10 protein-coding genes are annotated in these 12066 nt (G+C 42.5%); 8 read left to right on the top strand and 2 right to left on the bottom strand.

Annotation, left to right across the window (positions count from 1 at the left end; all coding sequences use genetic code 11):
* The first annotated feature begins 166 nt into the window (after positions 1–166).
* The 3 genes from AC3EBE_RS22525 to AC3EBE_RS22515 are packed head-to-tail and all read left to right on the top strand — an operon-like array spanning position 167 to position 4206.
* Complete coding sequence (locus AC3EBE_RS22525; RefSeq protein ID WP_488597268.1) at positions 167–1495, top strand: lyase family protein; 1329 nt, start codon at positions 167–169, stop codon at positions 1493–1495.
* A complete protein-coding gene (locus AC3EBE_RS22520; protein WP_488597267.1) occupies positions 1492–3018 on the top strand; it encodes an aldehyde dehydrogenase family protein in 1527 nt (508 codons plus the stop codon). Before AC3EBE_RS22525 ends, AC3EBE_RS22520 begins: the two co-directional genes overlap by 4 nt.
* Before the next feature lie 24 nt (positions 3019–3042).
* Entirely contained in the window at positions 3043–4206 is a 1164-nt protein-coding gene (locus AC3EBE_RS22515; protein ID WP_488597266.1) for a Zn-dependent alcohol dehydrogenase, read from the top strand.
* 38 nt (positions 4207–4244) lie between these two features.
* Here the strand turns inward: AC3EBE_RS22515 and AC3EBE_RS22510 are convergent, their stop codons facing one another.
* A complete protein-coding gene (locus AC3EBE_RS22510) occupies positions 4245–4880 on the bottom strand; it encodes a MurR/RpiR family transcriptional regulator (RefSeq protein ID WP_488597265.1) in 636 nt (211 codons plus the stop codon).
* 280 nt (positions 4881–5160) lie between these two features.
* On the opposite strand from AC3EBE_RS22510, the gene AC3EBE_RS22505 reads away from it, so the two are divergent.
* From AC3EBE_RS22505 to AC3EBE_RS22485, 5 genes are all read left to right on the top strand, one after another.
* Positions 5161–5955 (top strand): SDR family NAD(P)-dependent oxidoreductase, encoded by a 795-nt coding sequence (locus tag AC3EBE_RS22505; RefSeq protein ID WP_488597264.1) that lies wholly within the window; start codon positions 5161–5163, stop codon positions 5953–5955.
* A 40-nt stretch (positions 5956–5995) separates the two neighbouring features.
* A complete protein-coding gene (locus AC3EBE_RS22500; RefSeq protein WP_488597263.1) occupies positions 5996–7510 on the top strand; it encodes an FAD-binding oxidoreductase in 1515 nt (504 codons plus the stop codon).
* Between the two features lie 11 nt (positions 7511–7521).
* A complete protein-coding gene (locus AC3EBE_RS22495) occupies positions 7522–8952 on the top strand; it encodes an FGGY-family carbohydrate kinase (protein ID WP_488597262.1) in 1431 nt (476 codons plus the stop codon).
* 116 nt (positions 8953–9068) lie between these two features.
* Positions 9069–10625, top strand: coding sequence for a BCCT family transporter (locus tag AC3EBE_RS22490; RefSeq protein ID WP_488597261.1), 1557 nt, complete (start codon positions 9069–9071; stop codon positions 10623–10625).
* 329 nt (positions 10626–10954) lie between these two features.
* Entirely contained in the window at positions 10955–11053 is a 99-nt protein-coding gene (locus AC3EBE_RS22485; RefSeq protein ID WP_488597260.1) for a putative holin-like toxin, read from the top strand.
* Between the two features lie 370 nt (positions 11054–11423).
* On the opposite strand, the gene AC3EBE_RS22480 is transcribed toward AC3EBE_RS22485, so the two are convergent.
* A complete protein-coding gene (locus AC3EBE_RS22480) occupies positions 11424–11996 on the bottom strand; it encodes a hypothetical protein (RefSeq protein WP_488597259.1) in 573 nt (190 codons plus the stop codon).
* Positions 11997–12066 lie beyond the last annotated feature (70 nt).

Here is a 12066-nt window from a genome sequence, read left to right as displayed (position 1 = left end):
AAAAAACAGAAAGTAATCGAATGGTTTTAATGTTTTCAAAATATTTTCAAAAATGTTTGACATGATTGTTTATCCATTTTACAATGACATTAAGTTCTTGATGTGAACTTAATGTTCATAATATGAACAAATAATAAAATAATAACATTTAATTGGAGCTGGTTTCATGAGGGAAGAAACAGACCAATATGGCACAGTTGAAATCCCGGATCATTATCTTTTTGGTATCCAAACTGTGAGGACGGTTCAAAACCTCTCATTCTCTGATCGTCAGCTTAGTGGCTATTCTGCCTATATCGAATCGCTTGCGATCGTCAAAAAAGCTGCAGCACTTGCTAATCAGAAAGCGGAAGTGTTTGGCGGGCAAATTGCAGACGCCATTATCCATGCTTGCGATGCTTTAATTAAAGGCAATCACCACGAGCAATTTGTCATCGACATCCTTCATGGTGGTGGCGGAATTGGCACGAATATGAACATGAATGAAGTCATCGCCAATCTGGCAAATGAATCGCTGGGGAACCCCAGAGGCAGTTACAGCCCCATACATCCGGTCGAACATGTAAACGCTTCACAGTCCACCTCTGATGTTTGCCATACGGCAATCAGGCTGGCGATTTTAAAAAGATTCCACAGCCTTCATCCAGTACTGGAGCAATTAGCAGTTGCATTAAAGGCAAAAGCAGATGAGTTTGCGAATGTTACTACAATTGGGCGCACATGTTTGCAGGATGGGCTGAGGACAAGTCTTGGCGATACCTTTAGCGGCTATTCTCAAGTTATTAAGCGAAGGCTCCTTTCAATGGAAGAAGCGGTAAAAAAACTTCATAAAGTTAATCTTGGCGGCACTGTGATTGGGTCAGGAGCCGGAGCACCGGAAGCCTACAGGAACAAGGTATTGCCGATTCTTTGTGACGTATCAGAGATGGAGCTGTCCTATCGTGAAAATTTATATGACGCAGCGCAAAATATCGATGACTTAGCGAAAGTTTCAGGTGAACTGCGGATCCTCGCTTCCTGCTTGCTGAAGCTGGCTAAGGATTTGCGCCTGCTTTCTTCAGGGCCTGAAGCTGGATTCGGTGAAATTCAGCTTCAGGCAGTGCAGGCGGGGTCCTCCTTTTTTCCAGGGAAAGTGAATCCTGTCATCCCCGAAACTCTGATCCAATGCTGCTTTCAAGTAATTGGCTGTGATAGTGTCGTCCAGGCCGCATTGGAGCACGGGGAATTAGGGTTGAATGTTTTTGAAGGGGCAGCCGGTGCCAATATATTAGATGCAATGCAAATGCTTGAAAATGCTCTTATCAATTTTAATGAAAAATGCATCAATGGAATTGTGGCGAATCAAGAGCGCTGTGAGGAACTTGCCAATAGTTTCATCCCAGTTGTTGCAGAGTTGAAGGAAAAGATCGGATACACAGCAGCCGCTCGGCTAGTAAAGGACAAAAGCAAAGAAGAGATTAAAACTATGTTCCTAAGCGGAGGTATTGAAATATGACACAAGCAACAGATAAATATGTATTCGAAGGCATTGAACAGCCGAAACTGGAATGGGCAAAAGACTGGCTCAAGACAGCAAAGAAACTATATATCAACGGTGAGTGGGTTGATAGTTCAACTGACACAGTCATAGAATCTATCAATCCTGCAAACGGAAAGGTTATCGGAACCTTCCAATCAGCTTCCCAGGCGGAGGTTGACAAGGCAGTCTTGGCTGCGCGTGAAGCGTTTGAACATGGTCCCTGGAGTACGACCACACGAAAAGAACGTGCCAAAATCATGCGCAGGATCAGCGATTTAATGGATCAGCATCGTGCGGAACTCGCTACGCTTGAGACATTGGATAACGGTAAATTATACACGGAATCCTATCACGATGCAGTTGGTGAAGCTGTCGATATTTTCGAATATTATGCTGGCTGGACTGACAAGTATTATGGTGAAAATAATCCAGTTGAAGGCAATTTCTTAAGCATTACAACAAGAGACCCGATTGGTGTCTGCGGACAGATCCTTCCTTTCAATTTCCCATTGGATATGGCTGCATGGAAGCTTGCGCCGGCATTGGCGATGGGCAATACAGTTCTATTGAAGCCGTCAGAAAAAACTTCTTTTTCAGTGATTCGCCTGTTCGAACTAATTGATGAAGCCAATCTACTGCCTAAAGGAGTCATTAATTTAATCCTTGGTGAAGGGCAGACGGGAGAAGCGATCGCTACACATATGGGCATCGATAAAGTGGCCTTTACCGGAAGTACGGAGATTGGGAAGAAGCTTGTCCATAATTCAGCTGACTCTAACTTAAAGCCTGTATCACTTGAGCTTGGAGGGAAATCTCCAAACATCATTTTTAATGATCCGCCAAATCTGGATCAGGCGATTGAGCGTTCCTTCTATGGTTTGTTTACCCATAAAGGAGAGAAATGCTCAGCTCCGACTCGTTTGTTTGCCCAAGTGGATGTCTACGATCAAGTAGTCGAAGAGATTGCAAAACTGGCAAATAGCTACGTAGTGGGAAATCCGTTCGACCCAAGAAGCAATCAGGGTGCCCAGGTGTCTGAGGCACATATGGAACGTATTTTAAGCTATATCGAAAGTGGAAAAAGCGAGGGTGCTAGATTAGTAGCAGGCGGAGAGCGTGACTTGACTGGGGAAAATGCAAAGGGCTTCTTCATTCGTCCAACAATCTTTGCTGATGTAGACAATAAGATGAAAATTGCCCAGGAAGAAATCTTTGGACCTGTTCTTTGCATCATTCCTTTTGAAACAGAAGAAGAAGTCATTGCCATGGCGAATGACACCATCTATGGTCTTGGTGCTGGCCTCTGGACGAATGATGTTTCCAGGGCACATCGTGTGGCTAATAAGCTTCAGGCAGGTATGGTTTTTGTTAATAAATATGGCTGTTATGATTTTGCCAGTCCGTTCGGCGGCTTGAAGCAAAGTGGATGGGGGAAAGAATACGCAATTCACTCCCTGTCATCCTATACAAAACAAAAAGCTATTTGGTTTGCATACTAATTTTAGAGGACAGGGGAAATTTACATGTTGATGAAAGCTGCGGTCATGACGGGTGTAGGTACACCATTAGAAATCCAGGAAGTGGAACTTGCTCCGCCAAAAGCAAATGAAGTGCTTGTGAAAATCGAAGCAACAGGAGTCTGCCACAGCGATTTGAACGCTTTGGATGACGCGACAACCCCGATGCCTACCATCCTTGGACATGAAGGAGCTGGTATTGTAGCAGCGGTAGGATCCAATGTAACAAAGGTGAAAGTGGGCGATAAGGTGGCGCTAAGCTGGGCTCCTTATTGCGGAACATGCGAGTTTTGCGTAACGGGCAATGTTCATTTATGTGAAACGGCATTTGGTCCGATGTTTGAAGGAACTCTATTAGACGGGACCACCCGTATAAGCAAAAATGGAGAAAGAATTTATCACAACTCGTTATTATCTACGTTTGCAGAATATGCCGTTGTACCGGAGCTTTCCTGTGTAAAGATTCCTGATGCGATGCCGCTTGCCCAGGCTTCGTTAATCGGCTGCGGTGTGGCGACAGGGTATGGTGCTGCCGTTCATGCGGCAAAAGTAACACCAGGTTCGACCGTTGCTGTATTTGGTATTGGCGGGGTAGGGGTCAATGCTATTCAAGGAGCACGGATTGCCGGAGCGTCAAAAATCATTGCATGTGATATGAAGCCAGCCAATCTCGAGCTTGCAAAAAAATTCGGGGCAACTCACACCATCAATGTCGCAGAACAAAATGCCGAAGAAGCGTTGAAGGAACTGACAGGCGGCTACGGAGTGCATTTCGCGATCGACTGTTCCGGGCACACTGGAGCAACTGAAAGTGCCTGGAAAGGAACAAGAAAAGGCGGTACTGTTGTGGTTGTTGGAGCTTTCAATCCAGCAAAGTCCCTTCAGCTGCCGGCGGGAGGCTTTCATCGTGTAGGCAAAATATTAAAGGGCAGTTTCTATGGGGATACCCAGCCTTATCGCGACTTTCCTACCATTGCCCAGCTGTATTTGGATGGCAAATTCATGCTGGATGAACTGGTACTTGATCGTATTAAGCTTGAAGAAATCAATCAAGCATTCGATAGCTTCCATGACTGCAACTGCATTAATGTCGGCCGGACTGTTGTTGAATTTTCCCCACAGGAACAACCTGAACGAGCAAAGACGACTGAGCATATCGTAACGATTTGAAAAAAAGAACAGACCACCTGATTCCAGGTGGTCTGTTCTCATTCCTTATGCTTTTCAAGTTCTCGTTCAGCCATTAACTTAGCCATGATTTCTTCGATGAAGATAAAGAAAACGGTTCGTGTTTTTTCATACGGCAGCAACTTATCATTTTGGGCAGATTGGGTTAAGTAAAAGATATGATCTGCCTGGATGTTTGAAGAATTGTCGTATTCCTCCAGAATCAGCAATACTTCAGCTCCTTTGGACTTTGCCCCGCTGAACAGGCTTTCAAAAGAAATGAACTTCCCTGTAACTGAGAAGACTACTAACAGCGTTTTTTCATCGACTAAATGAAGAGCATGGTCCTCTCCTTGAGAGACTAAAATATTTTTTCCGGAAACAAGAGCAAGCTTATAAGCAAAGTATTCTACACAAATAAATGAAGGCCCTAAGCCGAATAGGACAATTCGATTATATTTTTCATACAAAGCCAGGAATTCATCCACTAGGGCAGGGTCGAAGTTTTCGATATAATGTTTCAATCTATCCAGTTCGCTTGAAACATGTTTGTCTTTGTTTAGGATGGGCTGTCCGCCAAAATATTGTTTGTATTGTTTAAAGCTCTCAAAACCAAGCTTTCTTACAAGCTTGGATATTTTTGATGGCGATACCTGACAATAATCAGCGGCATCCAAAATTTTCAGGCCATCCTCTTCTTTTACCACTGCTGAAAGTTTAGTATGGACCGCAAGCTCCAGATCATTTAATTTATTTACGTTAATATTAATGGTTTTTCTCTCCTCTACTCATGTTTATCTGTAGTTCAAGCATAGCATATAAGTGGAAAATTTTCCATTAATAATTTTAAAAACTATAAAAATAGAAAATTTTCTACAGAAAACGTTTACACTAACGTTCGTTTGTAGTAAATTAAAGTTATTAATATTAAAAACTTTCACAAAGAAGGGTTGGCAAATGACTACTCAGTTAGCTGATATCAAAGACTTCTCCATGAATTTCTTTAGCTTAAAAGGAAAAGTGGCGATCATCACTGGAGGGAATTCCGGTCTCGGGCAGGGATTTTCCTTGGCGCTGGCAAAAGCGGGAGCCGATATTTTTGCCGTAAGCATTGCGGATGATCATGGTGAAACAAAAGCACTCATTGAAGCGGAAGGTGTCCGCTATCATCTTATGATCACGGATGTGACTCAAGAGGGAGCTTGCCAACAAATCGCTGAAGAATGTATAAGGACTTTCGGGAAAATCGATATTCTGATGAATAACGCAGGAATCTGTATCAATGAACCTGATGTCACTAAGTTTACCAGGCTGCAGTGGGATAAAATGGTCTCAATCAATTTGACTTCAGCTTTTGAATTATCTCATGAAGTTGCGAAGTACATGATCCCGCAGCAAAGTGGAAAAATCATCAACACTTGTTCCTTGTTTTCATACCTCGGAGGTAAATGGTCTCCAGCTTATGCTGCAACAAAACACGGTTTAGCAGGTTTTACAAAAGCTTATTGTGATGAGCTTGCGGCCTTCAATATTCAAGTGAATGGAATTGCTCCCGGCTATTTTGCTACCGCTGTCACAGCGGAGACAAGAGCAAACCCGGAGGCGAACCAACGCATATTGGATCATATTCCAGCCAACCGCTGGGGAAATATTCTAGATTTAATGGGAGCAGTTGTTTATTTGGCTTCGGATGCTTCCAACTATGTGAATGGAACTCTTTTAAATGTGGATGGCGGCTATCTAGTCCGTTAAACTTACACAGAAAATCGACCAAAAAGGAGAAATGCGGGCAATGACGAATGAACAATTGATCAAACAAGAAACGGCGACACGAAAGGAACAATTGCTGAAAGAGTTAGAGTCTATTATTTCCTTAGAGCAAATCAATACAGATCCTGAAGCGCTATATGATGCCTCAGCAGACCGTTATAAGAAATATGCAAAAGCAAAAAAAGTGCTTGATGTCCCAATGCCAATGGCGATTGTGTATCCTCACTCCACACAGGAAGTCCAGCAGCTTTTGCAGTTTTGTAATGATAATCAGATCAATGTCATTCCAAGAAGCGGTAAAACAGCTACGGAAGGCGGACTTGAAAACTGGAAGGATATCGCATTAGTAATCGATGGTTCAAGGATGGATCAAATCATTAAGATTGATCCATATAATATGCAGGCAACTGTCCAGGCGGGTGTAAGGCTGCAAGCTTTAGAAGATGAACTGCGCAAGATTGGCTATACAACAGGTCACTCTCCTCAGTCAAAACCGGTTGCGCAATTTGGCGGACTATTGGCAACTAGGAGCATAGGACAATTTTCAACGCTTTACGGCGCGATTGAAGATATGGTCGTAGGGTTAGAATGTGTCTTCCCGGATGGCCACATCTCCAGGATCAAGAATGTACCAAGAAGAGCTGGCGGCCCGGACATCCGGCATATTGTCATCGGGAATGAAGGGACTCTCTGCTACATTACGGAAGTGACAGTGAAAATCTTTAAATACTATCCTGAAAACACTACGTTCCATGGGTATTTAATCAAAGATATCGATACAGGGATCAACGTGTTAAGAGAAGTAATGACGAACGGCTTCCGGCCATCTGTTGCACGTGTCTATTCAGAAGAGGATGCAAGACAGCATTTTTCTCATTTCTATAAAGACAAATGTGTATTGATTTTTACTGCAGAAGGGCCAAAGGGTATTGTTAATGCAACGAATGAAGCGATTGAAGAAGCAGTTGCTAAATTCCAGGAAGGCATTCTTGAAAAAGTAGAAGACCAATTAATCGAAAACTGGTTCAACAACTTGAATTGGACGCAAGGGCATATTGATCGTGAAATCCAAACGATGATTGATCATCATAAGCATGATGGCTATACAACGGAAGTTTCCGCTGACTGGGAAAACATCACAAAGATTTATCACAATGTAATGAAGAGAGTCAGGGAAGAGTTTGACCGAATTGAAGATATCACCATGCTTGGCGGCCACTCATCCCATAGCTACCTGAATGGAACAAATATGTACTTTGTTTATAATTACAATATTAATTGTGAGCCGGAAGATGAAATGAGAATCTATCATCACCCAATCCAGACTATTATTGTTGAAGAAACATTAAAGCTCGGAGGATCCATGTGCCATCACCACGGTATCGGAAAGTATCGCAGCGAATGGACTCTTGAAGAACACGGTTCTGCTTTCTATATGCTAGAGAAGTTAAAAGAAGCATTTGACCCTAATGGCATCATGAATTTCGGCACCATTTACCCTCAGGAAGAAGGCATGAAATATATTAAGGGCTACTGATAGGTGATCATATGAGTAGATACGTTATGGGAATCGATAATGGTTCCCAAAGCACAAAGGTTGCCATATATGATTTAGAAGGAAATGAAATGGCCTTTGGCTCTTATCAATTAAATGAAACTTTATCACCTGAGCCAGGCGTCGTGATCCATCCGGATGATGATTTGTGGGACAGCGTGTACAAAGCGATGAAGAGATGTCTCGTTGATTTTACCGGCAATCCTAAAGATATTGAAGGTATTGGTCTATGTACAATTAGGTGCTGCCGTGTGCTTTTAAAGGAAGATGGCCATCTAGCTTATCCCGTGATAAGCTGGATGGATTCTCGTCTAAATAAACCCTATATCCATACTGATGACAACGTAAAATATGTTACGACTACTTCCGGATATCTAGGCTTTCGATTGACAGGTGAATTTAGGGACAGTGCTTCCAATTATGAAGTCCACTGGCCGTTGGATCGCGAAACACTGGATTGGTCCGAGGATGAGGAAGTATTCGAGGCGTACGGCTTGAAAAGAGAGATGGTGTTTTCCCTAGTAAAGCCAGGCGAAAAGCTAGGAATGCTTCGGCCTGGACTGGCAGATGAATTTGGATTGAAAAAGGAAATTCCAATAGTAGCCACAGCTAACGACAAAGCAGTGGAAGCTCTGGGCTCTGGAATCCAGGATGATGGGAGTATTATGATTTCTCTCGGCACCTTCATTTCATCCATGTTGTTACGGAATGACTATAAGGAAAACGCCATGAATTTCTTCCCTACGCTTGCCTGTATCCCATTCAAATATGTATATGAATCGAATGGAATTCGACGGGGAATGTGGACTGTAAGCTGGTTTAAAAAACTGATAGGTGAAGAAATCGTCAATGAAGCTGCAAAGCTAGGTGTCTCCGAAGAGGAGTATCTCAATAGGAAAGCAATTGAAGTACCGGTTGGAAGTGATGGTCTGATCACAATCCTTGATTGGCTGTCTACACCAGCTGAACCGTATCGAAAAGGGATCATGATCGGGTTTGATCAGCGCCATACCAAATTCCATATCTATCGTTCCATTTTGGAAGCGATTTCTTATAATATCAAGGGCAATATCGATGACATGCTAGAGGAAATAGGTGCAGAGGTAAAGGATGTCGTTGTCATAGGTGGAGGATCGAAAAGTGACTTGATGATGAAAATCATTGCCGACCTTTTTGGATTGCCTGTGCATAGGCGCAAAGGAAGCAGCGTTGCCTGTCTAGGAGCTGCCATCTGTGTCTGCAAGCATTTATCAGTCTATGAAGATTTTAATGAAGCAGCAAATAAAATGATTAAAACAGAAAAGACGTTCATGCCAGATTCAGAAAACCATGTTTTATATAACACTGTTAACGAAACAGTCGTTAAACAAGTCAGAAAACATACAGATGAAATATTAAAGCTTACTTATCCCATTTTCAACTAAGTCTGGATATCGTCAACAAGATGCCAGAACATCCATTTTGCTATGTTTGTTCTGGCCCCATTTATATAGAGAGGTTTCTAAATTTTCAATAATTTAAAGCGAAGGGGAAATGTTGGATGAAAAATTTGAGGCATAGTGTTTTTTGGCCGCCGTTTTTGCTATTGATTGCTGCCGCTCTATTCAGTTTTTTTAACAGAGAAGGCTTCATCAAAATGGCAACAGATGCTAACAACTGGCTGCTTGCGAATGTTGGTTGGTTATTTAGTCTCGGCGGCTTAATTATGTTGGTGACTGTGGTTGGGGTCTACTTTTCACCACTGGGAAAAGTGAAAATTGGTGGCAATAATGCTAAGCCATTGCTGAAATTAAAAAATTGGCTGGCTATTACTCTTTGTACGACCATCGCTTCAGGTGTTACGTTTTGGGGGATTGTTGAGCCAATCTACCACGTAACCTCTCCGCCTGAGTCTCTTGGGATCGAAGCAAATAGCCCAGCGGCTGCTATTTTCTCCATGTCGACGATGTATCTTCACTGGACGGTAACACCTTATGCTATTTATTGTGTACCAGCGCTTATGTTCGCCTTTGCTTACTACAATATGCGGAAACCTTTCAGTCTAAGTTCAACTCTGGCTCCGCTTTTCGGCGATAAAATATTTGGCGGCTGGGGAAAAACCATTGATGCCTTATGTTTGTATACGTTAGCACTTGGAATGGCGGCGGCCATGGGGACCAGTGTTCTAAACTTAGCAGGAGGAGTCAACTACCTGTCTGGTATTGCTAGTACGCCAACACTTTGGGCGATTATATCCTTCGTGGTGATGGTGACCTTCATTCTTTCTGCATCGAGCGGTTTGATGAAGGGAATAAGGATTTTATCTGATATTAATATGAAAGTTTATATCTTCATTGTTCTGTTTATGTTTGTTGCCGGACCGGCAGCATACATTGTCAATCTGGGTACGGAATCTTTCGGAAACTTTTTAACGAATTTCTTTGAAAAGAGTTTATTTACTGGTGCTTCAGCTGGAGACCAATGGCCTCAATGGGGGACTGTGTTTTACTGGGCTAACTGGTTTGCCTGGGCAGCCATTACGGCCCTCTTCCTAGGCAGAATTTCATATGGTTATTCTGTAAGAGCATTTATTCTGGTTAACTTCGTGTTCCCGTCCGCTTTCGGTGCTTTATGGATGACCATCTTCGGTGGCACGGCGATCCACAAGCAAATGACCGAAGGAACACTAGGGGACATTTTGGCAAATAAAGGACCTGAATCAGTATTATACGCGGTGTTGGGTGATGTGCCTTTAGCAAGTTTAATCATCCCGATTTATCTATTTGTGGTCTTTATCTCCTTCGTAACGGCGTCGGACTCCAATATTTCCGCAATGGGAGGTATCAGCTCCACTGGAATCACACCTGAGAGCCCGGAAGCAGGCATGCTTATCAAAGTCATCTGGGGAGCCACAATTGGGATCATCTCTTGGATCATGATTAGCTTCGCCAAAATTGACGGAATCAAAATGCTATCGAATCTTGGAGGCGTACCTGCATTAATACTCGGACTGTTAACGGTCTTCGCCTTAATTAAGGTCGCTAGTAATCCTGCAAAATATGACTTAGCAAGCAAAGAACAGAAGGGTGAGCAGGAAGAATTGAAAAAAGTGATGTAAATTAGTGGACAGAGGAGCATGGGGACGTACCCTGTGCTTCTTTTTGTCATTTCGATAAAAGACCGTCCCATCTGGATTCGCGAGAACCTTTTGAAAACAGGCAGGTTCTCGTGTTTTTTTATCACGTTAACGGTTTTCAAAAATACGAGAACCATCTATGTTTTTTTCGGCGCCAACACTAAACAAATAAGTAAAGGTAACTAGCTCTGAATTTAATGATAAGGACCGCCAATCGATTTACTTAGAGAAAGATGGTATAATTAACTAGCACAGTAAATAGCAGGGAGAGCAGCGGTCGTCCCCAATCCAAGAGGAAAGGGGGTGCCGCCATGGTTACGTATGAAGCGATGAATTTGATGGTTAGCTTTGCCACACTTATCGTTGCCGTAATCGCTATAGGTATTTCTTCTTCAAATAAAAAGAAGTAACCCTCCCTGCATCGGCTAAATGTGAGTAGGATTACTTCTTATTCGGAGCTGGCCGCTGCTCTTCAAGCAGCTTGCTGTGTATCGAGGTCTCGGTTGCAGCCGAGATCTCTTTTTGTATTATATGGACTTTATGACTAAATTATAAACCTTATTTTCAATGAATTCAATAAATCTGATAAAGCAATTGAATCTAATTATATGAGAGGAAACTAATTATATATTGTGCCTCATGTGTGTTTGAAGATGGACGAAGGATGCTTATGGTGCAAGAAGCACAGGGACGTTTCTTGTGCTTCTTTTTCGAAGTACAGATCACATAAAACATGATCTCTTGCTATCTTTGAATACGCCCCTAATGCCGTAGTTAGTTTTACATAGCAGCTCCATCATCCAATAAGAGCCTCGAATACGTTTTACAATAGTTGAAGACCGTATTCACCACTACTTCTGAGTTGTATTCAAGGTAATTAACCATGTAGCTCCTGTTCTCAGGGTGAAGAAAAATCATTAAAAAATCGAGCATCATATTATTCACTAATTTACAGTTTGAATAGACCATTTCCGCATTGGCCACCTGTTCCTCGGTGGTTGAGCCTTTATAGACAAACTCTTTATAGTGTGGCATGGCCTGGGCTAAATAGTTTGGATCGTTGATTTGGTTTCTGACTGCCAGCATAAATGACTCAAGGCTTGCAGGAGGGAAAAACTGTTCCTCCTCAATGCATTGGCTTAAAAAAGACCTCGCTCCATTCGTATTTTCAATGAGAAACGTTACATTCTGGAGCAAGGATTCAAGATAATCCGCCTCAGAAGCTGCACGCTCTCTCTTTTGCAGCAAGATTTGCTGAATGCCAATTTGCACCTCATTCTTTTTCCACTGCGGCTGGTTCATGATGGATCCGATTACACTCGCTGTATTCTTTGATAACTCTTCCAAAGACAATATCAACACTCCCGACAGTAATTAGACATTTAATAACTAGAATTCGACAAAGGTTAGCAAAATCCTTCTG

The organism is Mesobacillus sp. (assembly GCF_057785455.1).
This window is presented reverse-complemented; position numbering and strand designations above follow the sequence as displayed.

Coding starts and splice junctions, on each gene's coding strand:
- AC3EBE_RS22525 (WP_488597268.1), top strand. CDS start 167: ATGAGGGAAGAAACAGACCAATATGGCACAGTTGAAATCCCGGATCAT.
- AC3EBE_RS22520 (WP_488597267.1), top strand. CDS start 1,492: ATGACACAAGCAACAGATAAATATGTATTCGAAGGCATTGAACAGCCG.
- AC3EBE_RS22515 (WP_488597266.1), top strand. CDS start 3,043: ATGTTGATGAAAGCTGCGGTCATGACGGGTGTAGGTACACCATTAGAA.
- AC3EBE_RS22505 (WP_488597264.1), top strand. CDS start 5,161: ATGACTACTCAGTTAGCTGATATCAAAGACTTCTCCATGAATTTCTTT.
- AC3EBE_RS22500 (WP_488597263.1), top strand. CDS start 5,996: ATGACGAATGAACAATTGATCAAACAAGAAACGGCGACACGAAAGGAA.
- AC3EBE_RS22495 (WP_488597262.1), top strand. CDS start 7,522: ATGAGTAGATACGTTATGGGAATCGATAATGGTTCCCAAAGCACAAAG.
- AC3EBE_RS22490 (WP_488597261.1), top strand. CDS start 9,069: ATGAAAAATTTGAGGCATAGTGTTTTTTGGCCGCCGTTTTTGCTATTG.
- AC3EBE_RS22485 (WP_488597260.1), top strand. CDS start 10,955: ATGGTTACGTATGAAGCGATGAATTTGATGGTTAGCTTTGCCACACTT.